Source organism: Bradyrhizobium cosmicum (assembly GCF_032290525.1).
In the GTDB taxonomy this organism is placed as follows: Bacteria; Pseudomonadota; Alphaproteobacteria; order Rhizobiales; family Xanthobacteraceae; genus Bradyrhizobium; species Bradyrhizobium cosmicum_A.
On record NZ_JASXTA010000010.1, the window covers coordinates 224,493 to 250,767 of the forward strand.

Consider the following 26,275-nt stretch of genomic DNA (forward strand, 5'->3'; position numbering starts at 1 on the left):
GTGGGCACGGCGCTTTGCGCCTTTGCCCGCCCTACGGCAGCGCCGTCCACCTCAATTCAACACCCGCTTGTTGTCCGGGCTGTCGAGCGAAAACGTCGGCACGTCGATCTCAAAGCGTTCGCCGCTTGCGCTGACCATCTGGTAGCGGCCGGTCATGAAGCCGGAGGCCGTCGTGAGCGGCACGCCGGAGGTGTATTCGAAGCGTTCGCCGGGGGCCAGCGTCGGCTGCTCGCCGACGACGCCCTCGCCCTTGACCTCCTGCTGGCGGCCGGTGGCGTCGGTGATGATCCAGTGCCGCGTCTTGAGCTGCACGGTCTCCTCGCCTGAATTGGTGATGACGATGGTGTAGGACCAGAAATAGCGCGAGCGGTCGGCCGACGACTGCTCCGGAACAAAGTTCGGCTCGACGGTCACTTCAATCTGGCGAGTCACGGCGCGGTACATGGCTGCCATCATACCGAAATCCGGCCGGGAACCAAACGCCGCCGGACGGCTTTCGCGACATCGTCCCGCCCGAATTGGCGGGGAAGTACGCCCAATGTGATCCGGTCGCTTTGCGAGACAACGACCGGACCTGTACACTCCACAAGGCGTCGCGATTTGTGGAAGGGTTTTTAGGCCCCGATGACCATTGCCGACCAAGTGACGGGATCGACGATCGCGGGAACCGCGGGTGCCAAGCCCGCAGGCGCCAGGCGGCGCGCCGCCGCGCCGGCCATCTCGCTGCCCGCCATCGGCGAGCGCGAGCTCCGGCTCGACCTGTTTCGCGGCCTCGCGCTGTGGCTGATCTTCATCGACCATCTGCCGACGAGCCTTTTGACCTGGTTCACGATCCGCAATTACGGCTTCAGCGACGCCACCGAGATCTTCATCTTCATATCCGGCTATACCGCCGCCTTCGTCTACGGCCGCGCGATGCTGGAGAGCGGCGTCGTCATCGCCACCGCGCGCATCCTGCGGCGGGTCTGGCAGATCTATGTCGCCCACGTCTTCCTGTTCACGATCTTCCTCGCCGAGATCTCCTACGTCGCGACCAGCTTCGAGAACCCGCTCTACACCGAAGAGATGGGCATCATGGATTTCCTCAAGCAGCCCGACGTCACCATCGTGCAGGCGCTGCTGCTGCGCTTCCGTCCCGTCAACATGGACGTGCTGCCGCTCTACATCGTGCTGATGCTGGCGCTGCCCTTGATCCTGTGGTCGATGAAATGGAAGCCCGACGTCACGCTCGGCCTCTCGGTTGCGCTCTACGCGGTCACCTGGGAATACGACCTCTACTTCTCGGCCTATCCGAACGGATTCTGGGCGTTCAATCCGCTGGCCTGGCAATTGCTTTTCGTCTTCGGTGCATGGTGTGCGCTCGGAGGTGCGCGGCGCATGTCTCGTATTCTGGCTTCGCCGGTAACGATGTGGATCTCGGTCGCCTATCTGGTGGCGGCGTTCTACGTGACGCTGACCTGGTATGTGCCACAGCTTTCCCATTTGATGCCGAAGCGGCTCGAGCAGTGGATGTATCCGATCGACAAGACCGACCTCGACGTGCTGCGATTCACGCATTTCCTGGCGCTGGCCGCGCTCACGGTGCGCTTCCTGCCGCGGGACTGGCCGGGTCTGAAATCGCGCTGGCTGCGGCCGCTGATCCTGTGCGGCTCGCATTCGCTCGAGATCTTCTGCCTCGGCGTCTTTCTCGCCTTCGCCGGCCATTTCGTTCTGGCCGAAGTTTCCGGCGGCCCGGCCATGCATGCGCTGATTAGTCTCTCGGGAATCCTGGTCATGTGGGGCGTCGCCTGGGTGATTTCGTGGTACAAGCGCGTGGCTGACAAGAGCGGTTCGAAAACCAAAAGCGCCGTCGGCAGCGCCGATATGGCGGGGGGGGGTTGATGAAGGCGAGGGTTCTCCTGAGCCTGATCCTGCTATGCGGTGGCCTCGCCGCGCCGCCGGCGCGCGCGGGCGATGCTGCGCCTGCGGCCCCGGCCGCACCTGCGGCCTGCGAATTGCCGTCCTATCTGCTCACCAGCGAAAGCCAGCTTCCCAAGGTCGCCGATGCCATCAAGGCCGGCAAACCGCTCGAAATCCTGGTCATCGGCAGCCGCTCCACCACGATTCCGGCTTCGGAGGATGCCTCCTATCCGGCGCGCATGCAGGCCATCCTGAAGGACAAGCTGCCTCCATCGGAGGCCGTGCACGTCTCCGTAGAAATACAGAGCAAGAAGACGGCCGAGGAGGCGGCTGCGAGCTTCGTTAAGCTGATGGAAGCAAAAAAGCCTACTTTGGTCATCTGGCAGACCGGGACGGTGGATGCTATCCGAGCCATCGATCCCGACGATTTTCGCGGCGCAGTGACCGAAGGGGTCTCCGCGTTGCAAAATGCAGGGGCTGACGTCGTGTTGATGAACTTGCAGTACAGTCCGCGTACCGAGACCATGATCTCGGTGCCGCCCTATCTCGATAATATGCGGGTGGTGGCGCAGGAGCATGACATCCCGCTGTTCGACCGTTTCGCGATCATGCGGCAGTGGAATGATCAGGGTCAGTTCGACCTGTTCAGCCCGTCCCGCGGGCCCGAGCTGGCGAAACAGGTCCATGATTGCCTTGGCCGGGCGTTGGCACAGTTCGTGATTGACGCAGCCCATCTCGGGCCGGCCCAGCAGCAAAATTGAGGTCTAGCGTTAATGAGTTCTCTCCGCCCTTTTTGCCTGACGGCATGGCTGGCTGCGCCCGCAGCGGCCGTGCTGTTGTTGCTGGCGCCGGTGTCACCGTCGCGCGCGCAGCAAGCCGTGCAGGCCCAGGCCGCGCCGGCTCCGCAGCAATCGGCTAATCCCGCTTTCGCGTTGCCCTCCCAGACTACCGTCGCAGCGACGTCCCCCGACCAGCGCGGCATCACGGCGCGCGCCGTCGACAAGGTGAAGCAGGTCGCGAAATCCGCCGGCGACATCTTCAGCCGCGTGCCCTGCCTGCCGCCGAAGGGCGGCTCGAAGGCGATGGGCTCGCTGCCGCATGTCGCAAGCAAGCTCGCCGCCGGCCAGCCCGTCGTCATCGTCGCGTTTGGCTCATCGTCGACCGCGGGCTTCGGCGCGAGTTCGCCGGAGTTCAATTATCCGAACCGTCTCGCCGCGCAGCTGCGCCGGCACTATCCGACCGCCGACATCACCGTCATCAATGCCGGCGTTGGTGGCGAGGATGCGCCCGAGATGATGAAGCGCCTCCAGACGCAGGTGATCGACGCGCATCCGGATCTCGTGATCTGGCAAGTCGGCACCAACGCCGTGCTGCGCAATCTCGATCCCGGCGAGACCGCCAAAATAGTCGAAGAGGGCATTTCCCGCATCCAGGCCTCGGGCGGCGCCGACATCGTGCTGGTCGATCCGCAATATTCGCCGGCCGTGAACCAGCGCAAGGAGAGCGCCGGCAAGATGGTGAAGCTGCTCGGCAAGGTCGCCGAGCTGCGCCACGTCGGCATCTTCCCGCGTTTCGAGGTGATGCGCGACTGGCACGAGAACCAATCGATCCCGGTCGAGAGCTTCGTCATTGCCGACGGTCTGCACATGAACGATTGGGGCTATGCCTGTTTCGCCCAGCTGCTCGGCGACGACATCATCCGCTCCGTCGGCCAGATCAAGATCGGCGTCAACGTGCCGGCGGACGTGCGGACTTATCGACCGATGTAGGTTCGGTGCCGTAGTGCCGTAGGGTGGGCAAAGGTGCGCTCTTCGCGCGTCGTGCCCACCATCCATCGGCACCGCGATCGTGAATGGTGGGCACGCTTTGCTTTGCCGACCCTACGACTGCGAGCGTGTGGCTACGCCTTCTCCAACGCCGCGGTCAGGTCCTCGATCAGATCGTCCGGATGCTCGAGCCCCGCCGAGAAGCGGATGAAGCCTTCGCTGATGCCGAGGGCCGCGCGGTCTTCCGGCTTGAGGCGCTGATGCGTCGTGGTCGCCGGATGCGTGACGAGGCTTTTGGCGTCGCCGAGATTGTTGGAGATCCTGGCGAGCTTGAGCGCGTTGAGCACGCGGAATGCCGCCTGCTTGCCGCCCTTGACCTCGAAGCCGACCAGGGTCGAGCCGCCGCGCATCTGCTTCTTCACCAATGCGGCCTGCGGATGATCGGGGCGGCCGGGAAAGATCAGCCGCGAGATCTTGGGATGGCTCGCCAGCACGTCGGCGATGCGCGCAGCCGTGTCGGTCTGCGCGCGCACGCGCACGGCCAGCGTCTCCAGGCCCTTGAGCAGGACCCAGGCGTTGAACGGCGAGATCGACGGGCCGGTCTGGCGCATAAAATTGTGGACGTGCTCGGCGATGAAGGCTTCCGACGACAGGATGATGCCGCCGAGGCAGCGGCCCTGGCCGTCGATGTGCTTGGTCGCGGAATAGACCACGACGTCGGCGCCGAGCGCGAGCGGGCTCTGCCAGATCGGGGTCGCGAACACGTTGTCGACGACGAGCCGCGCGCCGCCACTGTGCGCGATCTCGGCGATCCCGGGAATGTCGAGCACGTCAAGCGTCGGGTTGGTCGGGCTCTCCAGGAAGAATGTCTTGGTGTTCGGCCTCAAGGCCCGCTGCCACTGGTCGAGGTCGGCGCCGTCGACCAGCGTGGTCTCGATGCCGTAGCGCGGCAACAGATCCTGCACGACGTAGAGGCACGAGCCGAACAGCGCGCGCGAGGCCACCAAATGGTCGCCGGCCTTCAGCGGCGCCAGGATCGCGGTCGTCACCGCGGCCATGCCGGTCGCCGCCGAGCGGGCCGCCTCGGCGCCCTCGAGCTCGATCATGCGGCGCTCGAACATCGCGATGGTCGGGTTGGAATAGCGCGAATAGATGAAGCCGGGGTCCTCGCCCTTGAACCGCGCCTCGCACTCCTCGGCGCTGTTGTAGACGTAGCCCTGGGTCAGGAACAGCGCCTCCGACGTCTCGCCATATTGCGAGCGCAGGGTGCCGGAATGGACCAGGCGGGTTTCGGGACGGTAGTGCGCGGCGGACGCCGGGGACTTCGACATAGGACCTCCTGCGTGACCACCTGAAAATGGTCACAAAAAAACCGGCCTGGATAAAACCACGGGCCGGGATCACAGAGGTCCCCGGCCTGTTTAGCGACTTATTTAACGTGGCTGCAAGCCGGCCGGCTCAAATCACCACGGGATAAGTCATGCTCATATTCCGCAATGCTCTTTCCGTCAAGACGTCCATCGGATAGCCGTAAAAAGCTGTATTTTCCGCATGTCCGGATGTACCTGCCCCCTGACGAGGACCCCCGATTGACGTTCACGGTCGCTGCCGACGCCAATGGTATCCTGCCCGACCGCATGATCGCGGCAATGGCGGAGGCGGGGCTCATCCTGCCCGCCTACGACTTCGTCGAAAGTCAGATCCAGCCGGCGAGTCTCGATTTGCGCCTCGGCGACATCGCCTATCGGGTGCGCGCCAGCTTCCTGCCCGGGCCCGGCGCCACCGTCGCCGAGCGTATCGACGAGTTGAAGCTGCACGAGTTCAGCCTCGCCGACGGCGCGGTGCTGGAGACCAACTGCGTCTACATCGTGCCGCTGCTTGAAAGTCTGGCGTTGCCGCCGGAGATCGTCGCGGCGGCGAACCCGAAAAGCTCCACCGGCCGGCTCGACGTTTTCACCCGCGTGATCGCCGACGGCACCCGCCGCTTCGACATGATCGGCGCCGGCTATCACGGTCCGCTCTATGCAGAGATCAGTCCGAAGACGTTTCCGGTGCTGGTGCGCGAGGGCTCGCGCCTGTCGCAGGTGCGCTTCCGCACCGGCGATGCCATCCTCAATGCCGACGAGCTTGACAGCCTGCACGCCGCCGAGCGTCTCGTCGATATCGACGATGCCGATCTCTCCGGCGGCGTCGCGGTCTCCGTCGATTTGTCCGGCGAGAAGGCCAGCGGCTTCGTCGGCTATCGCGCCAAGCGTCACACCGGCGTCGTCGACGTCGACCGCCGCTCCGGCTACGCGGTCGAAGATTTCTGGGAGCCGATGTCAGCGCGCCCCGACGGCAGCCTGATCCTCGATCCCGGCGAGTTCTACATCCTCGCCTCGAAAGAGGCGGTGCAGGTGCCGCCCGATTACGCCGCGGAGATGGTGCCGTTCGATCCGCTGGTCGGCGAATTCCGCGTGCACTATGCCGGCTTCTTCGATCCCGGATTCGGCTATGCCGGTGCGGGCGGGCTGGGATCGCGCGCCGTGCTGGAGGTGCGCTCGCGCGAGGTGCCGTTCATCCTCGAGCATGGCCAGATCGTCGGCCGCCTCGTCTACGAGAAGATGCTGGCGCGCCCCGACGCCGTGTACGGCCAGCGCATCGGCTCGAACTACCAGGCGCAGGGCCTGAAGCTGAGCAAGCATTTCCGGGCGTAGCTGCATCCCCGTCCTCCGCCGTCCTTCCCCGCGAAGGTGGGGAATCCAGTACGCCGCGGCCTTACGATTTAATCGTTCCCGTCTCGGAGTACTGGATCGCCCGGTCTTCGCCGGGCGATGACACCGAGCTTGTGGCGTGTTGCGTCGCCCCATCCGCGATGACACACTCGATCAAAACAGCGATCGGGAGCGAACATGACCGCCGCAGCAGACCTCGCGCAGGAAGCGCAATGGAAGCGCTGGCGCGCGGTCGCCGACCTCTATCACGCTTACTTCACCGGCCTCATCCTCACCGTCGTCACGCGGCGCGGCACGGCGGATGCCGCCGAGTTCGTCTTCCGGGTGTTCCTCCGCCAGCAGCAGGAGCGCTTCCTGCCGGGGCTCCAAAAGCTCGGCCTCAGCCATTTGCCGCCGGCGGTCGCCGCCGCGCAATATCACTATCTCTCCAACTGGATCGGGGGCGTGCATGTCGAATACATGTACGAGAGCGACACCAAGGCCTGGATCCGCTATCCGCCGCCGCGCTGGATCTGGAAGGGTACCGCGATCTGCGGCGTGCCGGGTGAGGTCAGCCGAGCGATGCTGCGCGGCTGGCACGCCAACAACGGCGCCGCGCTCGGCGATCTCCGCCTCGGCTTCGTCTGCACCAAGCAGAGCGTGGACGGCCAGGACGGGCTCGAAGGCTATTACCATCAGTACGACCATCCGCTCGAGCTCGACCGGCGCCTGGTGTTCGCGCGGCATCTGGAGGCCCCGCTGTTCGACGCCAAGAACGCGCCGGCGCTACCTGTTTCGAGCTGGCCAAAATCGAGGCTCGAAAAGGCCTATCGCAACTACGCGATGGAATATGTGCGCACCGCCGCGCCCGTGATGGTGCAGCTGTTCGGTCCGGAAGATGCCGGCTATCTCTTGCACCTCACCGGCAAGCTGATCGGCATGCAGTATTTCGACGAGGTTGCGGCGGCGCTGGCGACGAGCCGTGGCGGTGCGAATGAATTCGCATCGTTCCTCAACGCGCTGTTCGCGGCGCAGGATGATGTCGCCGAGACCACGCAATCCGAAGGCAGCTTCGAAATCGAGCAGCAGAGCTGGAAGCTAATGGAGGACGTCGGCGACTATCACCGCGCCTGTGCCAAGGTGCTGGAGGGATTGTTCGAAGGGCTCGCTGCCGGATGCGGCCGGCATATCGGCGTGCATCTGCGCCCGATCCCAAGCGGCCGTGCGCCGCTCATTTGGGTGATCGAGTAATTCCACCCACTGAAATGCGCTGTCGCAGGGCACGCCTGCATCAGGCGCGGGAGGAATCGGCAATTGTCGTGCTAACAAGCTGAACCCTGCGCCTTTTGCGCGAACAAATTCATTGGCACACCTACTCATTGCCGCGCCGCAAAATGGCGCTCGTGCCCCGGGAGAGGACATGTCCGACATCGCCGAAATCCCGGTCGATGAACAAGAGCGTCCGCTGCCGCCGCCTCCGCGTGCCGTGCGAAGCGCGCTGACGGACGGGCCGATCCTGCACACGCTGCTCTCCCTCGCTTGGCCCAACGTGGTCGCGCTGTCGGCCGGCACCTGCGTGGTGATCGCGGAGACGTCCTATATCGGACGCCTCGGCGTGGAAGCGCTGGCCGCGATGGCGCTGGTGTTTCCGACAGTGATCCTGACCATGACGATGTCGGGCGGTGCCATGGGCGGCGCGGTGGCCTCGGCCATCGCACGCGCGCTCGGCGCCGGTGACCGCGAGCGCGCCGGCACGCTCGCCATGCATGCGCTGCTGATCGGCATCACCTTCGGCCTCGTCTTCATGCTGGGCATGCTGATCTTCGGGCGAAAAGTGCTCGAGATGCTCGGCGGCCGCGGCGACGTGCTGACGCATGCGATTGCCTACACGCAGGTGTTTTTCGGCGGCGCGGTGCTGCCCTGGCTGCTCAACACCATGGCGGGCGTGTTGCGCGGCACCGGCAATATGAAGCTGCCGTCGCTGCTGATCCTCAACTCCGCGGTCTGGCAGATCGTGCTCGGGGGCTCGCTAGGCCTTGGGCTCGGGCCCATGCCGCAACTCGGCATGCGCGGCGTCGCCGCCGGCGCGTTGATCGCCTATGCCATGAACATCTGCGTGATGGGCTGGTACCTGTTCTCCGGCCGCGCGCGCATCGTGCCGAAGCTGCGCGGGCTTCGTATTCAATGGGCGATGTTTTTCGATATCCTCAAGGTCGGCGCCATCGCCTGCTTCTCGCCGTTGCAATCGGTGCTGACGATCTCGATCTTCACCCACATGCTTGCAAAGTTCGGCACCGCGATCCTCGCCGGTTACGGCATCGGTGCGCGGCTGGAATTCCTGCTGACGTCGATCGCGTTCTCGTTCGGCATCGCCTGCGTGCCAATGGTTGGGATGGCGATCGGCGCCGGCCGTATCGCGCGCGCCCGGCGCATCGCCTGGATTGCGAGTGCCGCCGCCTTCGTTGCGGTCGGCGCGCCGGCATGCCTCGTTGCGATCTTCCCCGATCTCTGGGTCAACATGTTCACCGACAGCGCCACCGTGCGCGCAACAAGTCACCAATACCTGTCGACGGTGGCGCCGTTCTACGCCTTCTTCGGCCTTGCAACCACGATGTATTTCTCGTCGCAGGCCGCCGCAAAGGTGATCGGGCCGGTGCTGGCGCAGACCGCGCGGCTGATCTACATCGCCGGTTGCGGCTGGTGGCTGTCGACGCATGATGCCACCGCGCAGAGCTTCTTCTGGCTGGCCGCGAGCTCGATGGTGGTGCTCGGCCTGCTCTCCTGCTCCAGCGTGGTGCTGACGCGCTGGGGACCGCGCGAGACCAAGCCTGCGATCAGGCCGGCTCTGTCGGCAGCCGCCGATTAGCGATGCCTGTGGCGGCGATGGCCGCCACCGCCGCCGACATTGGCGAGCCGCATCAGCTGCGGGATCATCGCCATCATGTCGCCGCCACCCGCGCCGAGCATGCCCGTGATGTCGCCGCCGCCCATGCTGCCCATTCCGCTCGGCATATAGCCGCCACCGCCCATCGGCATGTAGCCGCCGTAGTTGGGCGCACCGAAGCCGCCGCCAAGATTGCCGCCGCCGAGACCGCCAAGCCCGCCGCCGCCATTCTCCATCATGCGGCTCATCATCAGGCCCATGGTCTGCATCAGCATGGCGAAGCGGCGCTTGCCCATCTTCGCCTTCATCATCTCCAGCATCGGCGCCATCTGGGTCATCATGTCCTCGCCGCCGGCGCCTCCGCCGCCGAGGAATTGCGCCTTTGCCGGCGTGCTCGCGACCGAAAACAGCAGCAGCACGGCGGCTGCCTGGCAGATCACCTTATCCGCACCTCTCATGGCATGCTCCTCACGTGCGTGGCTCCGCCGGGAGAGCGGGGCCAACCGGACGCACGCAGCCATGGTTACGGCGGGCGCAGACTGTGCTCTGTGAGAATTGTCACGCAGCGGCAGCCGGGAACGCCCGGTGGATCGCGGCGACGGCGTCTTTGGTCTGCCCTTGGACATAGGCCGCGAGCTCATTCGGCAGCATGTCGATGATCCAGACGAGGCGGCAGCTCGCCTCACCCTCGGCGATCACCTGCACCGAGGCGCTGTAATGTTTCAGCCGTTCGTTGTTGATAGCATAGACCAGCCGCTGCCGCGCGTCGTCGCAATCGACCAGCACCTCGCGCGCCACCGAGCCATTGGCGAACGTGACGATGCGCGCATCGCCATCGAGCGTGCAGGCGGTGACGAAGCCCGGCGCCAACCGCTGAGGTAGCGCGCCGAAATCACGCACCGCGTCCCAGACGTCGCGCGCGGAGGCGTTGAGGGGAATGTCGTTGTGGATGGAGGCCATGGGAGTTTCCTCAAATGCAGTATTGGTAGGGTGGGCAAAGGAGCATAGCGTCGTGCCCACCATTCATCGGCATTGTCGCGAACAGTTGGTGGGCACGCTTGCGCTTTGCCCACCTACGAGATCTCGCAGGCGGCTGTGGTTCACGCACAAACCGCCTCGACATTGTTGCCGTCGGGATCAATCAAAAACGCCGCATAATAGGTCGGGCTGTAGTCCTTGCGCGGCCCGGGGCCGCCATTGTCGCGGCCGCCGCTGTTCAAGCCCTCGCGGTGAAACGCCTTGACCGCGTCGTGGTCCTTGGCGCGAAACGCGATGTGCGCGCCATCGGCCTTGCGTCCTTTGGTCAGGTGCAGCCACAGCGCCGGCTCACCCTTCGGCCCGAAGCCGGCATAGCCGTCGCCGCTGGAGCACAGGACGTAGCCGAGCGGGGCCAGCACCGCGGTGTAGAAGCGCGTGGCGGCGTCGAGATCGGCAACGCGCAGTCCGATATGGTCGTACATGATGGTCTCCATTTCCAATGCGCGCCGTGCGATGGCGCGCCGGAGACGACCCTAGTCAGTTGAGGGCGAGTTGCTCTTGGAGAATCTTGCGCTTCCCCTTCGAGGCCTGGCGGAACCTGGTCGGCGATACACCGGCCGCGCGATGAAAAGTGCGGACGAAGTTGGAGAGGTCGCCGAAGCCGACGTCATAGGCGATGTCGGTGACCGCGATGTCATCATCTGTCAGCAGCCGCGCCGCATGCCGCAGCCGCGAGCGCACCAGATATTGATGCGGGGTGACGCCGAGCACGGCCGAGAACAGCCGCAGGAAGTGGAACGGGCTGAGGCCAGCCTGCTTTGCTGCCTGTTCGAGGTCGACCTCGGCATGCGAGTTGGCGTCGATCCACAGCGCGGCCTCGACCGCGCGGCGGCGATCGCGCGCGGTCGGCGTCGCCTGCTTGTGTGCCTTGCCGGAGACGACGTCGACGAACCGGCCAGCCAGGATCTGGCCGACCTCGTCGAGGCCGATGTCGCTGTTGCCATCTGCCGCCGTCTGGGCGAGCTCGCCCAGCACCATCAACTCAGGCAGCGGCGGCGTCGCGCCGACCTGCCAGACCTCGCGCCGCCCGCCGAGGGCGTCGACCAGGTCTTCATCGAGGAAGAACGACAGGCAGACGTCGCCGCTGACATGTTCATGCGTGCAGGTGTATTCCTCGCCGGGCGCGCCGACCAGCATCGAGCCCGCCACCAGCTCGAAGAAGCCGGCGCGGCAGTGGCAGCCGAAGCTGCCCGCACGGACATAGGCGATGGAATGGCCGGTGCGGCACTCCGCAAACGGCCGGTCGTCCGGCCCCGCATCGCAGCGAAACTCGGAGACCGTCATCGAGCGCGTGGTCAGCAGCGTGGTTCCGTCCATGCCACCTATCTAGGTGGAGGGCCTCGGCGGGGCAACGGGCAGCAGCACGTCGAACAGCGTCTTGCTGGCGATCGGATGAGCGCCCTCCAGCGAGAGTAGCCGCCGCTTGGAGATCACCCCGCCATAGGGCGAAAGCCGGTCGGTGTAGTTGCCGGCCTCCAGCACCCGGTGGCAGGGCACGATCAGCATGTAGGGATTTCTGGAGATCGCCTGCGCCACCGAATGCGCGGCGCCGGAGGCGGAAAGTGCCTTGGCGATCTCATGATAGGTGCGGGTCTCCCCGCGCGGGATGGTGCAGGTGTATTCGTAGACCCGGCGGTTGAAGCCGGGCACACCGCCCGCGTCCAGGCTGACCTCGGAGAAATCGGGATCGTTGCCCTGCAGCAGGCCGGCGATGCCCTCGATCGCGAGTTCGGCGTTGAGCGGAGGCTGCTGCTCGCGCGCCTCGGGATGGACTGCAAAAATCCGGCGGCGGGTGTCGATCTCCCGCGCCTCCGGCAATTGCACGGCAACGATTCCGGTGCTGCTCCAGATGATGCCGCAGCGCCCTATGGCCGTGTCGAATATCGCGTAACCACGCCCCACCATACACACGCCCCCACGCAATGTACGCTCTCCCAGACCGGCAACCATAACACCGCCACAATCCGGCGCACCTGGAATCTTGACGAGACGTTAACAACGGTCCGGCCGGCCGCGCCAAACCGCTTGGCGGGCGGCGCCGTCTCGGCTAATCAGGGCGGGCGCAAGCTGCGCATCCGCGGGCGTAGTTCAATGGTAGAACGGCAGCTTCCCAAGCTGCATACGAGGGTTCGATTCCCTTCGCCCGCTCCATCCTGCTTCGCGCCAGGCGCTTCGCAGGACTTTGATATTTCAGCAGCGCGAAAGCAGGATGCCCTTCGAAGCCTTAGCGGAGAAGGGCCGATGTTCGCCGTCGCGCGCCGCACCAAGTTTCTAATATATTAGCTGCTCGCTTCCCGCGTTCGCCGCTTCTCGCGCTAAGCTGCTTTGACCTTTGCGGGGCGCGGTCAGCCGGCAATGTTCGGATCAGAGGCCATGGACCAGCAAAAACTCGACCGTGCGATCGGTCGTCGCTTGAAGACTCTGAGGACGCAGGCGGGCATGACGCTGAACGAACTCGCAGGCCGCTCCGGCGTCAGCCGGGCCATGATCGGGCGGGTGGAGCGGGCGCAGAGCAGCGCGACGGCCGCGCTGCTCAACAAGCTCTGCGCGGCGCTCGATGTCACGCTGAGCGACGTCGTCGCGCTTGCGGAGAAGCCGCCGGAGCGGCTGGCGCGGCTCGCCGACCAGCCGCATTGGCGCGATCCCGACAGCGGCTACCGGCGGCGTCATGCCTCGCCGCCGGATGCTGCGAGCGGCATCGAGATCATTGTCGTCGACCTGCCGGCCGGCGCGCGCGTCTCCTACAGCCCGTGGGGCCGCAATGCCTTCACCCAGCAGCTGCTGATGCTGGAGGGCGCGGTCTGCGTGCATATCGACGCCAAGACCGTGCGCTTGCGCGATGGCGACTGTCTCGACTTTGACGTGATGCGCGCGGTGACTTTCGAGAACGAAACCAGACAGGACGCGCGCTACGTCATCATCACGCGGCGCGGCGCGTCCTATGGGAAGATGTGAGACCCTGGCGATGCAGATCCGCACCGGCGATACGTTCGATCCCCGCATCATCGCGCTGCTTGACCATCACGTCACGGCTGCGCGGGCGCAGACCGCGCCGGGCAGCGCGCATGCGCTCGACCTTGCAGGGCTGCGCGCGGCGGATGTCGCGTTCTGGACCGGCTGGAATGGCGAGATGCTGGTCGCGACCGGCGCACTGAAGACGCTCTCGGCGGATCATGGCGAGGTGAAGTCGATGCACACGGTCCAGACCACGCGCCGGCGCGGCTTTGGCGGCCAGATGCTCCGCCACATCATCACGGAGGCCCGCGCGCGCGGCATGACGCGGCTCAGCCTCGAGACCGGCTCGTGGGATTATTTCAAGCCGGCGCACGCGCTCTACCACGCGCATGGTTTCGTCGACTGCGGCCCGTTCGAGGGCTATTGTGAGGATCCCAACAGCCTGTTCCTCACGCTCGATCTGACCGGCCGCTGAGCGCGCCGCGAGCGATCCGGACTCCAAAATGCCGTCATGGCCCTCAAAATGAGTTGCGTACCTCAAAATACCTCTGCTAGCCTTCAGCCATGGCCGAGACCCTCACCGCGACCGCGCTGACGCTGAAGGACATCGCCCGCGAGGCCGGCGTCAGCCTCGCGACGGTGGACCGCGTTCTGCATAACCGTCCGGGGGTGCGGCCGGACACGGTGCGGCGCGTCAAGGCGGCGATCGAGCGCAACGCCTTCCAGCCGCACGTCGCCGCCGCCGAGCTCGCCCGCGGCCGCGCCCGTCGCTTCGCCTTCGTGATGCCCTCCGGACCAAACCCGTTCATGCAGCAGATCGAGGCCTATCTCGGCGAGATGTCCGCCTGGCTCTCAGCCCGCCGCCTCAGCGTCGAGATGGTCGCAACCGACGTGTTCGACCCGTCCGTGCTCGCAGGCGCGCTGGAGGGGCTGTCGGCCGACTACGACGGCGTCGCCGTGGTTGCGCTCGACCATCCCGGCGTTCGCGCCGCCATCAACGATCTCGTCGATGCCGGCACCAAGGTCGTCACGCTGGTCTCGGACGTGCCGTCGTCGCGCCGTGACCATTATGTCGGCATCGACAACATCGCCGCGGGGCGCAGCGCCGGTGCGCTGGTCGGCCGGCTGGTCGGCCAAAAATCCGGCAAGGTCGCAATCGTCGCGGGCTCGCAGGGCCTGCGCGACCATGCCGAGCGCATCTTCGGCTTCAACCAGGTGATGGCGTCGGAATTCCCTGATCTCAGCGTGCTGCCGGTGCTGGAAGGGCGCGACGAGGACGACCGCTCGGAGCAGCTCCTGGCGCGGTTGTTGGCCAGGCATGCTGACATTGTCGGGCTTTATAACGTCGGCGCCGGCACGCAAGGCGTCGCCAAGGCGTTGAGCGATGCCGGCCGCGACAAGCAGGTCGTGTTCGTCGGCCACGACGTCACCGCGCTGACGCGGCGGCTGCTGTTGCAGGGCGTGATGGATGCCGCAATCTCGCAGAACCCGGGACATGAAGCGCGCGCCGCCGTGCGCGTGCTGCTCGCGCTCGCCCGCGGCGAGCCGATCTTGCGCGAACAGGAGAAGATCAGGATCGACATCGTGATGCGGGACAATCTGCCATAGCAGCAGGCGATTATCGAAACGGCCCGTTGGAGGAAAGGCGACGCAAGATCGCATGCCGCGACGGGGTGAATGGGAGGACGACGTGGATCTCGGACTAGACATCGGCACATCAGGTGTGAAGGCGGTGCTCGTGAGCGAAGCTGGCGCGATTGTCGCGACGGCGGCGCGCGAGCTTGCGCTGTCGCATCCCGTGCCGCTGTGGTCCGAGCAGGATCCCGATTCCTGGGTCGATGCGGCGATCGGCGCGGTCGACGACATCGCCGTTCGTCACCCACACGAGGTTGCCCGGGTGCGGGGCATCGGTCTGTCGGGTCAGATGCATGGCGCGACGCTGCTCGGCGAGGATGGACGGCCGTTGCGGCCGGCGATTCTCTGGAACGACGGCCGTTCGCAGGCCGAATGCGCGGCGCTGCAGCGGCGCTGCCCGTCGCTGCACAGCATCACCGGCAATCTGGCGATGCCCGGCTTCACCGCGCCGAAGCTGCTCTGGGTCGCGCGGCACGAGCCGGAAATCTTCGAGCGCGTGGCAAAGGTGCTGCTGCCCAAGGCCTATGTGCGCTATCGCCTCACCGGCGAAATGGTCGAGGATATGTCCGACGCCGCGGGCACGCTGTGGCTCGATGTCGGACTGCGCCGCTGGTCGGCCCTGCTGCTGCATGCCACCGGGCTCGATCTCCACCACATGCCGCTCCTCGTCGAGGGCAGCGAGGTCAGCGCGGTGCTCGCACCGGACGTCGCGCGGCGCTGGGGCATGGCCGCGGATGTTGTGGTCGCCGGCGGGGCCGGCGACAACGCCGCGAGCGCCATCGGGCTCGGCGCAATCGCGCCCGGCGATGCCTTCCTGTCGCTCGGCACCTCCGGCGTGGTGTTCCGCGTCACCGATCGCTTTGCGCCGGCGCCGGCCTCGGCCGTTCATGCGTTCTGTCATGCGCTGCCCGGCCGCTGGCACCAGATGGGCGTGATGCTGTCGGCGGCGGCCTCGCTCGCCTGGCTGTCCGGCGTGATGGAGGCGCCGGCCGCAGCCCTGCTGGCGCCGCTCGGCGAGCGCGTCGATGCGCCGAGCCCGATAAAATTCCTGCCCTATCTCGATGGCGAGCGCACGCCGCACAACGATGCCGCCGCCAGCGGCGCCTTCGTCGGCCTGCGCGGCGCGACCGGGCGCGGCGAGATCGTCCAGGCCGTGCTCGAAGGCGTCGCCTTTGCCGCGCGCGACAATCTGGCGGCGCTGAGCGCGGCGAGCGGGCCGATCAACGAACTCGACCTCGTCGGCGGCGGCTCGCGCTCGCCGCTCTGGGCCCAGATCTGCGCCGACGTGCTCGGCATTCCCGTCCACCGCGTCGAGGAGGGCGAGGTCGGGGCGGCGCTCGGCGCCGCGCGGCTCGGCCGCATCGCTGCCACGGGCGAGGACCCCGTCGAGATCTGCGTCCGTCCGCGGCGGCTCGCGAGCTTCACGCCCCGCGCGTCGATCGCCGCGGCCTACGACGAGGCCTATCGGCGCTGGCGCGCGCTGTATCCCGCATTGAAGGAGTCTGCCTAAGTGAACGCGTCCGCCAGTTTTTTCGGTGCAAGCACGCCGGTCGCCTTTGCCGGCAAGGAGGCGGGAAATACGCCCGCATTTCGCTGGTACGACAAGGACCGGCTCGTGCATGGCCGCCGGCTCGAGGACCATTTGCGCTTTGCGGTCTGCTACTGGCATTCGTTCTGCTGGCCCGGCGGAGATCCGTTCGGTGGCGAGACCTTCCTGAGGCCATGGCACCAGGGCACCGATGCGATGGCGCAGGCGCGCGCCAAGGCCGATGTCGCCTTCGAGCTGTTCCGCCTGCTGGACGTGCCCTTCTTCACCTTCCACGACGTCGATGCGGCGCCTGAAGGCAATTCGCTCGCCGAATCTGTCGCGAACCTCAATGCGATCGCCGATCTCTTTGAAGCGAAAATGGCCTCGGCAAAAGTCCGCCTGCTCTGGGGCACCGCAAACCTGTTCACGCATCGCCGCTACATGGCGGGCGCCGCGACCAATCCGGACCCCGAGATCTTCACCTATGCCGCCGGCCAGGTCCGCGCCGCGCTGGAGGTGACGCATCGGCTCGGCGGCCAGAACTACGTGATATGGGGCGGGCGCGAAGGCTACGAGACCCTGCTCAACACCGATCTCAAGCGCGAGCTCGACCAGCTCGGCCGCTTCATTTCGCTCGTCGTCGAGCACAAGCACAGAATAGGCTTCAAGGGGCCGATCCTGATCGAGCCGAAGCCGAAGGAGCCGACCAAGCATCAATATGATTTCGACGTCGCCACCTGCTACGGCTTCCTCGAACGCTACGACCTCCTCAAGGACGTCAAGCTCAACATCGAGCAGAACCACGCCATCCTCGCCGGCCACTCCTTCCATCACGAGGTCGCACTGGCCGAGGCGCTCGGCGTGTTCGGCTCGCTCGACATCAACCGCGGCGACGATCTGCTCGGCTGGGATACCGATCAGTTCGCGATGAACGTGGGCGAGCTGGCGCTGGTGTTCCACGAGATCCTGAACCGCGGCGGCTTCACCACGGGCGGGCTCAATTTCGACGCCAAGATCAGGCGGCAGTCGATCGACCCCGACGATTTGATCCATGCCCATGTCGGCTCGATGGATGCCTGTGCGCGCGCGTTCCTTGCTGCGGCGGATATGCTCGATGCCGGCGCCCTCACCGCGCCGCTCGCAAAACGCTACGAGGGATGGGCCGGTCCCGAAGGGCGGGCCATTCTCGGCGGCCAGCGCTCGCTCGCCGATCTCGCGGGCCGTGCGCTCAGCCCCGGCTTCGACCCGCAGCCGCGCTCGGGCCGGCAGGAATATCTGGAATCCCTGGTCAACCGCTACCTCTAAGGACGACCGCTGATGGACAGTGCTGAAGCAACGCCGGTTCTCGAGCTGACCGGCATCGGCAAGGAGTTCGGTGCGATCCGCGCGCTGCACGAGGTCGACATGCGGGTCCTCCCGGGCGAGGTGGTCGGCCTGATGGGCGACAACGGCGCCGGCAAGTCGACGCTGGTCAAGATCATCGCCGGCAATTTCCGCCCCACGCGTGGCGAGGTCCGCTTTGCCGGCAGCCCGGTCCATTTCAGCCGGCCGGTCGATGCCCGCGCAGTCGGCATCGAGGTAGTCTATCAGGATCTCGCGCTCGCCGATAATCTGACGGCGGCCGCCAACGTCTTTCTCGGCCGCGAGCTGAAGCGCAGATTCGGCCCGCTCGCTCTGCTCGACCACAAGGCGATGGCGGCGCGCGCGCTGGAATTGTTCGGCGAACTGCGCTCGGAGACACGCCCCGACGATCTCGTCAAGCAGATGTCCGGTGGCCAGCGACAAGCGGTCGCGATCGCGCGGACGCGGCTCTCGAATGCGCGGCTGGTCATGATGGACGAGCCGACCGCCGCGATCTCGGTCCGCCAGGTCGAGCAGGTGCTCGGCCTGATTCACCGGCTGAAGGAGCAGGGCGTCGCCGTGATGCTGATCTCGCACCGCATGCCCGACGTGTTCGCGGTGTGCGACCGCGTGATCGTCATGCGCCGCGGCGAGAAGCGGGCGGACAAGCCGATCCTACAGACCAGCCCTGAGGAAGTCACCGCCCTCATCACCGGCGCGAAGGAGGCGGCGTGAGGGCCATGCCCATGGAATCTCCGATCAGCTTCACCAATGTCGGCCGGATCAGGTGGTGGCAGCGCGGCATCTTCGCCACCCAGACCGGCTATGTCCTGCTCGCGCTCGCGGTGCTGCTGGTGATCATGCATTTCGCCAGCCCCTATTTCTTCACCGAAGGCAACATCCAGAACGTGGCGAAGAATTTCTCCTTCATCGCCATCGCCACGCTCGGCGTCACCTTCGTGATCATCACCGGCGGCATCGATCTGTCGGTCGGCTCGATGATGTGCTTCTCCGCCATGATCACCTCGATGGTCATGACCGAGCTGTCGACGCCCGGATCCCCCGCGGGCTCGCTGTTCGTGTACATGGCGGCCGACGGCAAAACCGTGCTCGCCAATGTCCCGGGCCTGATCCTGCTGGTCTCGCTTCTCGCGGGCCTCGGCGTCGCCCTGATCGCAGGCCTCGTCAACGGCTTCTGCATTGCCGTGCTCGGCCTGTCGCCCTTCGTCACCACGCTCGGCATGCTCTCGATCGTGCGCGGGCTCGGCTATGTCGTCTCCAATGGACGCGGCAGTTTTCCGGGCGGGCCGGACGCGGACTACTTCTATGCGCTCACCTCGGGCGACGTGCTCGGCGTCCCGGTCCCCTTCATCTATCTCGTGGTGCTCGCGCTGGCGATGGCCGTGGTGCTGCACCACACCTCGTTCGGCCGCCACGTCTTTGCGCTCGGCGGCAACGAGAAGGCGGCCGAACTGACCGGCATCCCGGTGGTGCGGGTGAAGATCGAGGTCTACGTGATCTGTGCGCTCGCAGCCGGCCTCCAGGGCATCATCATCTCCGGCTGGCTTGGATCGGCGCCGGCCAACATGGCGACGTCCTACGAGCTCAACGTGATCGCGGCGGCCGTCATCGGCGGCGCCAATCTGGCCGGTGGCATCGGTGGCCCGCTCGGGGCCATCGTCGGCTGTGTGCTGCTGGAAGTGATCCGCAACGGTCTCGTGCTGGCACAGGTCTCCTCCTACTGGCAGCAGACGCTGGTGGGCGTGATTATCATCCTGGCCGTGTTGGTCGACCGTGTGCGCTCGCGGATGATCTGAAATTGAGGTCGTTCCGGGAAGGCAACGAAAATGCCGCCTGTCCGCTTCCCGGACATTCTCGACAGGATGGGGGCCAGAGAAGGGTGGAGGAGACAATGAGGAAACTTCTTCTTGCCGGCATCGCGGTTGCGATGATGGCGACGCCGGCGTTTGCCGCGAACTACCGCTTCGTCATCGTGCCCAAGGCGATGAACAATCCGTTCTTCGACTTCGCGCGCGACGGCTGCCTGAAGCGCGCCAAGGAGCTCGGCAACATCGAGTGCATCTACAAGGGGCCGGTCGAACACGAGCCGGCGACGCAGGCCCAGATCATCCAGGACTTCGTTACCCAGAAAGTCGACGGCCTCGCCATCTCGGTCGCCGACGTCGCGGCCATGACCAAGTCGATCGAGGCGGCGACCGCGGCCGGCATCCCCGTCATCACGTTTGACGCCGATGCACCCGGCTCCAAGCGCATCGCCTATATCGGCACCAACAACAAGGAATTCGGCGTCGCGCTCGGCAAGGAATTGCTGAAGCTGCGGCCCGACGGCGGCAAATACGCCATGGTCTCGGGCGGTCCCGGCGCCAAGAATCTCGCCGAGCGCGTCGACGGCGTCCGCGAGGCGCTGAAGGGCTCCAAATGGACCGAGGTCGCGGGCTCGCCGACGTTCTGCAACGACGATCCCGCGCTGGCAGTCCAGCAGATGACGGATATGCGCACCGCAACGCCCGATCTCGCCGCCATCGTTCCCATCGGCGGCTGGCCGATGTTCGCCCCCGAAGGCTTCAAGGCCTTCGCCTCCAGGAACAAGAAGGACATCGATTCCGGCAAGTTCACGCTGGTCGTCGCCGATACGCTCAAGATGCAGCTCGAGCTGCTGCGCGACGGTTATGCCAATGCGCTGGTCGGCCAGCGTCCGTTCGAGATGGGCGAGAAGGCGATGGACACGCTGCTTGCCATCAAGAAGGGCGAGAAGGTGCCCGAGATCGTCTACACCGGCCTCGACCTCGTCACCAAGGACAACGTCGCCCAGATGTTGAAGTAGGAGCGCCGCCAGCCCCGCGCTCCTGCGTGCCTCTCCCGCTTGCGGTTTTCGCAAGCGGGAGAGATGATTTGGACTGCCACAAGGAAATGAGAATGAAGCGGTCGCGGCTCGGCTCTCTCGATGTCACCTCACTCGGCCTCGGTTCCGCCCCGCTCGGCGGATTGTTCAGCCCTGTCAGCGACGGCGATGCGGAGGCAACGATCGCGCGCGCCTGGTCGCTCGGTGTCCGCTTCTTCGATACCGCGCCGCTCTACGGCTTCGGCCTCGCGGAGCGGCGGGTGGGCGCATTCTTGCGGCAACAGCCGCGCGAATCCTACGTGATCTCGACCAAGGTCGGCCGCCTGCTACGCGCGCCCGACGGCGCTGCCGCCGAGGACGAGCACTACAAGGGCACGCCGCGCGAGCGCCCGCTGTTCGATTTCAGCTATGACGGCGTGATGTGCTCGGTCGAAGAGAGCTTGGGTCGCCTCGGGCTCGACCGGGTCGACGTCCTCTTGGTGCACGATCCCGACGATCATTACGACGAGGCCGTGGCCGGCGCCTTCCGCGCGCTGCAGAAGCTGCGCGCCGACGGTACCGTCAAGGCGATCGGCGCCGGCATGAACCAGTCGGAGATGCCCGTTCGCTTCACGGAGGCCGTGCCGGTCGATTGCTTCCTGCTCGCCGGTCGCTACACGCTGCTCGATCAGGGCGCGCTGGACGCGCTGTTTCCGCTCTGCCAGGCGAAACGCATCGGCATCCTGCTCGGCGGCATCTACAACAGCGGCATCTTGGCCGATCCGCGTCTCGGCGCCAAATTCAACTATCAGGACGCCGATGCGGCGCTCGTTGGACGTGCGCTGGCGCTCGACGCGCTCAGCCGCAAGCACGGCACCGAGCTGAAGGCCGCCGCGCTGCAATTCTGCATGGCCCATCCGGCCGTGACGGTCGCCGTAATGGGCGCGCGCAATGCCGCGGAAGTTGCCGATAACATCGCGATGTCGGAGATGGCAGTGCCGGCGGCGTTCTGGCAGGAACTGCGCGCACAAAACATCGTCGATGCGCGGGCGCCGCTGCCGGGTGGAACGTAGGCATGATCATCGACGCCCACCAGCATTTCTGGGATCCGGCGCGGGCCGACTATCCCTGGATGGACGCGCCGGAACTCGCGCCGATCCGCCGCGCCTTCGGCCCTGCCGATCTCGCGCCGCTCCTGAAAGCAAACGGCATCGACGCCAGCATCGTGGTGCAGTGCCGCTCCGCGCTGGAGGAGACCGAGGAATTTTTGCGGATCGCGCATGCGACGCCATCCGTTATCGGCGTTGTCGGCTGGGTCGATCTGACCGACGGTTCGGTCGGCGAAACCCTCGACCGGCTGCTCGCCGCGCCCGGCGGCGACAAGCTTGTCGGCATCCGCCATCAGGTCCACGACGAGGCCGATCCGGATTGGCTGCTCCGCGAGGACGTCCAGCGCGGTCTTACCGCATTGTTCGCCCGCGATCTCGCCTACGATTTCCTCGTTCGCAGCCGGGGGTTGCCGGCCGCGATCGCAACCGCGCAGGCCTTTCCGCAAGCGCACTTCGTGCTCGACCACGCCGCCAAGCCGCCGATCGCCGATGGCGGCAGCGCCGAATGGTCCAACCGCATCGCCGCGCTCGGGACTTGCGGCAATGTCTGGTGCAAGGTCTCAGGGCTGGCGACGGAGGCGGTCTGGAACGATTGGGATGCGGAGCGGCTGTTTCCGTTCGTCGAGCACGCCGCGAATTGCTTCGGCGGGGACCGGCTGATCTTCGGCTCGGACTGGCCGGTGTGTCTGCTCGCGGGCAGCTACGGCGAGATCAAGGGCGCGCTGGAGGCGTGCCTGATGAGGCTGGGTGCGAACGTGCGCGAGAAGGCGTTTGGTGTGAATGCGAAGGCTGCGTATCGGTTGGCGGCTGGTTGAGGTGACACACCGGCGTTTCCGTATCGTCATGGCCGGGCTTGTCCCGGCCATCCACGAACTTGGTCGCCAACTGCACGAGGAACGTGGATGCCCGGGCCTTCGCCTCGACGAAGCGGCTTCGACCGCGCAGGCGGGACAAGCCCGGGCATGACGAATTTGGAATTCTAGGCGCCCCTCATGCCCCCGCGGGCACCTGGTCGAGAAATCCAGTGATGCTCCTGATCCGGCCATCCTTCAGCACGGCGAAGTCGGTACCCTTGATCGGGCTGTCGACACCTTCAGGGCCAAGTCCCCACGAGAAGCGCACATGGTCGCCATAGCCGTTGGGCTCGCCGATCAGCTTGAACTTGAAATCCGGAAAGCGCTGCTGCACGCCCGCGATCAGCGCGTCGATGCCGTCAGGGCCGTCGCCCTTCATCAGGGGATCGACATAGCTTGCATCCGCCGTCCAGTTCTGGCTCAGCAGCTCGCGCCGGCGGCTCGCCGTGCGCTCGTTCCAGAGATCGATGTAGCGGCGGGCGATGGTGATGGGATCGGTCATGGTGGTCTCCTGCGATGGCGCCGGGTTGTTCGGCTGACCTGACTATCGAAGGTTCACGCGTGCAGATCGATTACCTCGGAGGTCATCGGCGCGCGCAAAAAAAAATGGAGCGCAACGATGCTCTCATCGCGCCCCATTCGCATGCGGATTATTCGCGACGATTACTTCGCGGCCGTGACCATGATCTCGACGGTGTACTGCGGCGCCGCCAGCTTGGCCTCGACGGTGGCGCGGGCCGGGGTGTTGCCGGGCGAGACCCAGGCGTCCCACACTGCGTTCATCTCGCCGAAGGTCTTCATGTCGGTGATGTAGATCGTGGCCGAGAGCAGCTTCGACTTGTCGGTGCCGGCCTTGGCGAGATGGCTGTCGATGGTCGCCAGGATGTCCTGGGTCTGCTTCGTCACGCTTTCGCCGGCGGCGTTGCTCGCGACGACACCGGCGAGATAGACGGTGTTGCCGTGCACGACGACCTGGCTCATGCGCGGGCCGGTTTCGAGACGTTGAATGCTCATTGGGGATCTCCTGCTGGAATGGCGGCCCTGTCTAGCCCAGCGCCTTGCCCTGTGCCACCCCGGGCGCGCATGCGTTGCCGGGCACGCATGCGTTGCCTGGCATACATGCGTACTTCATGGAAACTGACTGAAAAACGACCAGATGGTCTCGGCGCCGTCGATGTCGCCGTTCTGCGGCCCCAGCATACTCGTTGCGACCTTCGGGAAGCGGGCATCGGCAGAGAAGCCGGGCACGCGGTGGCCGGCATGGTTGATGCGATAGAGCACGACGTCGTGCCCTCTCGGGCAGCGTGACGAGATCCGCGTGACCGTGGACTGGTCCGCGGGCACCCGGTCGGGCAATTCGGTCACGTCGGCGTCATCGGTCTCGCAGCCGTTGAGCTTGCGCCAGAACGCCAGCGTCTCCTCGGTCGACCAGAACCCGTCTGCGGCAAAATAGCTCGATCCGCGTCCGCCCTCGTAAGGCACCAGGGGGTCGGCCGTGCCGTTCATGAGCAGCATCGGCAGCGGCCGCGACGGATGGCACGTGACTGCGGCTTCGTCGGTGAGATTCATGATCACGCTCGCGCCCGCCGCAAACAGATCGGCGCGGGCGCAAGCGAGCGTCATCGCCATCGCGCCGCCATTGGAGATGCCGGCGACATAGACGCGCTTCGGGTCGGCCGTACCGTTCGTCACCAGCTTCTCGACGAGCTTTGCGATGAAGGCGACATCGTCGGTGCCTGGCGGCGGGCCGCGCAGCGCAGGTCCCGCCCTGGTCCTTGCATCGGCCCAGGCATGGTTGAGGCCGTCCGGAAACACCACGGCGAAACCTTCGCGCTTTGCGACCTGCGGCCACGCCGTCCGCGTGACCATGTCGGCGCCGCGCTGGGTCTTGCCGTGCAGCACGACGACGAGCGGTACAAGCCGCGTCGCCGGCAGTTGCACGGTGTAGGAGCGCTTCACGCCATCGACGTCGATCGTATCGGCGGATGCGACCGAGGCCGCGGCCAACGCCGCAAGAAACGCCCAGATCTGCCCCCACCTTCGCATGACCTAACCTACCGCCTTCGCCGCGGCGCGGCCCGCGTTGCGTCCCGAGAACAGGCAGCCGCCGAGGAAGGTTCCTTCCAGCGAACGATAGCCGTGCACGCCGCCGCCGCCGAAGCCGGCGGCTTCGCCGACCGCGTAGAGGCCGGGAATGACGCTGCCCTCGCCGCCGAACACGCGGGAATCAAGATCGGTCTCGAAGCCGCCCAGCGTCTTGCGGGTCAGGATGTTGAGCTTGACTGCGATCAGCGGCCCTTGCGCGGGATCGAGAATCCGGTGCGGGGAAGCAGTGCGGATCAGTCTGTCGCCGACATAGCGGCGCGCATTGTGGATGTTCATCACCTGCGCGTCCTTGACATAGGGGTTGGCGATCTCGCGGTCGCGCGCCTCGATCTGCATCCTGATGTGTTCGAGCTTGAGGAGGTCGCCACCGGCGAGCTTGTTCATGGCGGCAACGAGATCCTCGATCTTGTCCCGCACGATGAAGTCGGCACCATGGCTTTTGAATGCCTCCACCGGCGCCGGCGCGCCCTTGTTGGTGGCGCGGCGCAAGGTCATGCGCCAGCTTTTTCCCGTGAGGTCGGGATTCTGCTCCGACCCCGACAGCGCAAATTCCTTCTTGATGATGCTCTGGGTCAGGACGAACCAGGAATAATCATAGCCGGTCGACATGATGTATTGGAGCTGGCCGAGCGTGTCGGAGCCGGGGAAGAGCGGCGGCGGCAATCGGGTGCCCGTGGCGTCGAACCACATCGAGGACGGGCCCGGCAGGATGCGGATGCCGTGGCGCGGCCAGATCGGCGACCAATTCTGGATGCCTTCGACATAATGCCACATGCGATCGCGGTTGATCAGCCGTGCACCTGTTTTCTCCGTGATGCCGATCATGCGGCCGTCGACGTGCTCGGGCACGCCAGAGATCATGAATTTCGGCGGCTCGCCGAGCCGCTTCGGCCAGTTCTGCCGCACCAACTCGTGATTGCCGCCGATGCCGCCGGACGCCACGATCACGGCCTGCGCCTTCAGCGCGAACTCGCCGACCACATTGCGCGAGGAGCTCTTGCCGCGCTCGATCGTGTCGGGCGCAAGAACGGCACCGCTGACGCCATCCACCGTGCCGTCGGTGATGGAGAGCGCATCCACGCGATGGCGGAACCTGAAGGTGAGCCGTCCGCTTTTGACCGCTTCGCGCGCGCGGCGCTCGAACGGCTCGACGATGCCGGGCCCGGTTCCCCAGGTGACGTGGAAGCGCGGCACCGAATTGCCGTGTCCCATCGCGTCATAGCCGCCGCGCTCGGCCCAGCCGACCACGGGGAAGATACGATGGCCCATCGCGCGCAGCCAGTCGCGTTTCTCGCCGGCGGCGAACGCCACATAGGCCTCGGCCCATTGGCGCGGCCAGAAATCATCGTCGCGGTCGAAGCTGGCGGTGCCGAGCCAGTCCTGCATGGCAAGGTCGAAGGAATCCTTGATGCCGAGCCGGCGCTGCTCCGGCGAATCGACCAGGAACAACCCGCCGAACGACCAGAACGCCTGGCCGCCAAGCGACTGCTCACCCTCCTGGTCGACCACGATCACGCGCTTGCCGGCGTCGGCGATCTCGGTTGCGGCCACAAGTCCCGATAGTCCGGCGCCGACGACGATGACGTCCGCCTGCTCAGCCATGAGTTTCCCCCGGTAGTTGCCCG

27 protein-coding genes, 1 tRNA gene and 1 riboswitch are annotated in these 26,275 nt (G+C 66.0%); of the genes, 17 read left to right on the forward strand and 11 right to left on the reverse strand.

The window, feature by feature from the left end; genetic code table 11:
• Window positions 1-51: 51 nt before the first annotated feature.
• The gene (apaG, locus tag QSV46_RS19915) at window positions 52-444 is read right to left on the reverse strand and encodes a Co2+/Mg2+ efflux protein ApaG (RefSeq protein WP_270163833.1); all 393 of its coding nucleotides are present in this window, start codon (window positions 442-444) and stop codon (window positions 52-54) included.
• Window positions 445-624: 180 nt separating this feature from the next.
• Here apaG and QSV46_RS19920 point away from each other — a divergent pair, with 180 nt between their 5' ends.
• Genes QSV46_RS19920 through QSV46_RS19930 form a run of 3 tightly spaced genes read left to right on the forward strand, consistent with a single transcriptional unit; the run spans window position 625 to window position 3,668 of the window.
• Window positions 625-1,881, forward strand: a complete 1,257-nt coding sequence (locus QSV46_RS19920; RefSeq protein WP_314955077.1) for an OpgC domain-containing protein — start codon at window positions 625-627, stop codon at window positions 1,879-1,881.
• Window positions 1,881-2,660: an SGNH/GDSL hydrolase family protein gene (locus QSV46_RS19925; RefSeq protein WP_314955080.1), complete on the forward strand. Its 780-nt coding sequence runs from the start codon at window positions 1,881-1,883 to the stop codon at window positions 2,658-2,660. The genes QSV46_RS19920 and QSV46_RS19925 overlap by 1 nt, the downstream gene beginning before the upstream one ends.
• A 12-nt stretch (window positions 2,661-2,672) precedes the next feature.
• A complete protein-coding gene (locus QSV46_RS19930; RefSeq protein ID WP_314955083.1) occupies window positions 2,673-3,668 on the forward strand; it encodes an SGNH/GDSL hydrolase family protein in 996 nt (331 codons plus the stop codon).
• Between the two features lie 131 nt (window positions 3,669-3,799).
• Here QSV46_RS19930 and QSV46_RS19935 read toward each other — a convergent pair whose 3' ends face one another.
• Window positions 3,800-4,996: an O-succinylhomoserine sulfhydrylase gene (locus QSV46_RS19935; RefSeq protein WP_314955086.1), complete on the reverse strand. Its 1,197-nt coding sequence runs from the start codon at window positions 4,994-4,996 to the stop codon at window positions 3,800-3,802.
• 69 nt (window positions 4,997-5,065) lie between these two features.
• Window positions 5,066-5,145, reverse strand: a riboswitch (SAM riboswitch).
• A 79-nt stretch (window positions 5,146-5,224) separates the two neighbouring features.
• On the opposite strand from QSV46_RS19935, the gene QSV46_RS19940 reads away from it, so the two are divergent.
• The 3 genes from QSV46_RS19940 (at window position 5,225) to QSV46_RS19950 (ending at window position 9,224) form a co-directional block, all read left to right on the forward strand.
• Complete coding sequence (locus QSV46_RS19940; protein ID WP_409997183.1) at window positions 5,225-6,361, forward strand: 2'-deoxycytidine 5'-triphosphate deaminase; 1,137 nt, start codon at window positions 5,225-5,227, stop codon at window positions 6,359-6,361.
• A 195-nt stretch (window positions 6,362-6,556) separates the two neighbouring features.
• The gene (locus QSV46_RS19945; protein ID WP_314955091.1) at window positions 6,557-7,609 is read left to right on the forward strand and encodes a hypothetical protein; all 1,053 of its coding nucleotides are present in this window, start codon (window positions 6,557-6,559) and stop codon (window positions 7,607-7,609) included.
• Window positions 7,610-7,778: 169 nt separating this feature from the next.
• Window positions 7,779-9,224: an MATE family efflux transporter gene (locus QSV46_RS19950; protein WP_314955093.1), complete on the forward strand. Its 1,446-nt coding sequence runs from the start codon at window positions 7,779-7,781 to the stop codon at window positions 9,222-9,224.
• On the opposite strand, the gene QSV46_RS19955 is transcribed toward QSV46_RS19950, so the two are convergent.
• The 5 genes from QSV46_RS19955 to QSV46_RS19975 form a co-directional block, all read right to left on the reverse strand.
• A complete protein-coding gene (locus QSV46_RS19955) occupies window positions 9,221-9,700 on the reverse strand; it encodes a hypothetical protein (RefSeq protein ID WP_314955096.1) in 480 nt (159 codons plus the stop codon). The two genes, QSV46_RS19950 and QSV46_RS19955, sit on opposite strands and share 4 nt — an antisense overlap.
• Before the next feature lie 100 nt (window positions 9,701-9,800).
• Window positions 9,801-10,202, reverse strand: coding sequence for an SRPBCC family protein (locus QSV46_RS19960; RefSeq protein WP_314955098.1), 402 nt, complete (start codon window positions 10,200-10,202; stop codon window positions 9,801-9,803).
• A gap of 140 nt (window positions 10,203-10,342) precedes the next feature.
• Complete coding sequence (locus tag QSV46_RS19965) at window positions 10,343-10,702, reverse strand: VOC family protein (RefSeq protein WP_314955100.1); 360 nt, start codon at window positions 10,700-10,702, stop codon at window positions 10,343-10,345.
• A gap of 55 nt (window positions 10,703-10,757) precedes the next feature.
• Window positions 10,758-11,597, reverse strand: coding sequence for an AraC family transcriptional regulator (locus QSV46_RS19970; RefSeq protein WP_314955103.1), 840 nt, complete (start codon window positions 11,595-11,597; stop codon window positions 10,758-10,760).
• Window positions 11,598-11,606: 9 nt separating this feature from the next.
• Window positions 11,607-12,185 (reverse strand): methylated-DNA--[protein]-cysteine S-methyltransferase, encoded by a 579-nt coding sequence (locus QSV46_RS19975; RefSeq protein WP_314955106.1) that lies wholly within the window; start codon window positions 12,183-12,185, stop codon window positions 11,607-11,609.
• A 172-nt stretch (window positions 12,186-12,357) separates the two neighbouring features.
• Between QSV46_RS19975 and QSV46_RS19980 the strand changes: the two genes are divergently transcribed.
• The 11 genes from QSV46_RS19980 (at window position 12,358) to QSV46_RS20030 (ending at window position 22,505) form a co-directional block, all read left to right on the forward strand.
• Window positions 12,358-12,431: transfer RNA gene (locus QSV46_RS19980), tRNA-Gly, on the forward strand.
• A gap of 222 nt (window positions 12,432-12,653) precedes the next feature.
• Window positions 12,654-13,235: an XRE family transcriptional regulator gene (locus tag QSV46_RS19985; RefSeq protein WP_314955109.1), complete on the forward strand. Its 582-nt coding sequence runs from the start codon at window positions 12,654-12,656 to the stop codon at window positions 13,233-13,235.
• A gap of 10 nt (window positions 13,236-13,245) precedes the next feature.
• Window positions 13,246-13,710 carry a GNAT family N-acetyltransferase gene (locus QSV46_RS19990; RefSeq protein ID WP_314955112.1) on the forward strand — a complete coding sequence of 155 codons (465 nt, stop codon included), beginning with the start codon at window positions 13,246-13,248 and terminating at the stop codon, window positions 13,708-13,710.
• A gap of 89 nt (window positions 13,711-13,799) precedes the next feature.
• On the forward strand, window positions 13,800-14,843 hold the full coding sequence (locus QSV46_RS19995; RefSeq protein WP_314955115.1) for a LacI family DNA-binding transcriptional regulator: 1,044 nt from the start codon (window positions 13,800-13,802) through the stop codon (window positions 14,841-14,843).
• Window positions 14,844-14,925: 82 nt separating this feature from the next.
• Window positions 14,926-16,380 carry a xylulokinase gene (gene xylB, locus QSV46_RS20000; RefSeq protein ID WP_314955117.1) on the forward strand — a complete coding sequence of 485 codons (1,455 nt, stop codon included), beginning with the start codon at window positions 14,926-14,928 and terminating at the stop codon, window positions 16,378-16,380.
• On the forward strand, window positions 16,381-17,703 hold the full coding sequence (gene xylA / locus QSV46_RS20005; protein ID WP_314955120.1) for a xylose isomerase: 1,323 nt from the start codon (window positions 16,381-16,383) through the stop codon (window positions 17,701-17,703).
• 12 nt (window positions 17,704-17,715) lie between these two features.
• Window positions 17,716-18,474: an ATP-binding cassette domain-containing protein gene (locus tag QSV46_RS20010; protein WP_314955122.1), complete on the forward strand. Its 759-nt coding sequence runs from the start codon at window positions 17,716-17,718 to the stop codon at window positions 18,472-18,474.
• 11 nt (window positions 18,475-18,485) lie between these two features.
• Window positions 18,486-19,556, forward strand: coding sequence for an ABC transporter permease (locus QSV46_RS20015; protein ID WP_314955125.1), 1,071 nt, complete (start codon window positions 18,486-18,488; stop codon window positions 19,554-19,556).
• 95 nt (window positions 19,557-19,651) lie between these two features.
• Window positions 19,652-20,584, forward strand: coding sequence for a sugar-binding protein (locus tag QSV46_RS20020; protein WP_026312292.1), 933 nt, complete (start codon window positions 19,652-19,654; stop codon window positions 20,582-20,584).
• A 92-nt stretch (window positions 20,585-20,676) separates the two neighbouring features.
• Window positions 20,677-21,654: an aldo/keto reductase gene (locus QSV46_RS20025; RefSeq protein ID WP_314955131.1), complete on the forward strand. Its 978-nt coding sequence runs from the start codon at window positions 20,677-20,679 to the stop codon at window positions 21,652-21,654.
• Between the two features lie 2 nt (window positions 21,655-21,656).
• On the forward strand, window positions 21,657-22,505 hold the full coding sequence (locus tag QSV46_RS20030) for an amidohydrolase family protein (RefSeq protein WP_314955134.1): 849 nt from the start codon (window positions 21,657-21,659) through the stop codon (window positions 22,503-22,505).
• Window positions 22,506-22,680: 175 nt separating this feature from the next.
• Here QSV46_RS20030 and QSV46_RS20035 read toward each other — a convergent pair whose 3' ends face one another.
• The 4 genes from QSV46_RS20035 to QSV46_RS20050 all read right to left on the reverse strand — a co-directional run bounded on the left by QSV46_RS20035 (window position 22,681) and on the right by QSV46_RS20050 (window position 26,252).
• Entirely contained in the window at window positions 22,681-23,046 is a 366-nt protein-coding gene (locus QSV46_RS20035) for a nuclear transport factor 2 family protein (RefSeq protein ID WP_314955137.1), read from the reverse strand.
• Window positions 23,047-23,207: 161 nt separating this feature from the next.
• Window positions 23,208-23,558 carry a RidA family protein gene (locus tag QSV46_RS20040; RefSeq protein ID WP_314955140.1) on the reverse strand — a complete coding sequence of 117 codons (351 nt, stop codon included), beginning with the start codon at window positions 23,556-23,558 and terminating at the stop codon, window positions 23,208-23,210.
• A gap of 114 nt (window positions 23,559-23,672) precedes the next feature.
• On the reverse strand, window positions 23,673-24,590 hold the full coding sequence (locus QSV46_RS20045) for an alpha/beta hydrolase family esterase (RefSeq protein ID WP_314955143.1): 918 nt from the start codon (window positions 24,588-24,590) through the stop codon (window positions 23,673-23,675).
• A gap of 3 nt (window positions 24,591-24,593) precedes the next feature.
• The gene (locus tag QSV46_RS20050; protein ID WP_314955146.1) at window positions 24,594-26,252 is read right to left on the reverse strand and encodes an FAD-binding dehydrogenase; all 1,659 of its coding nucleotides are present in this window, start codon (window positions 26,250-26,252) and stop codon (window positions 24,594-24,596) included.
• Window positions 26,253-26,275: the final 23 nt, after the last annotated feature.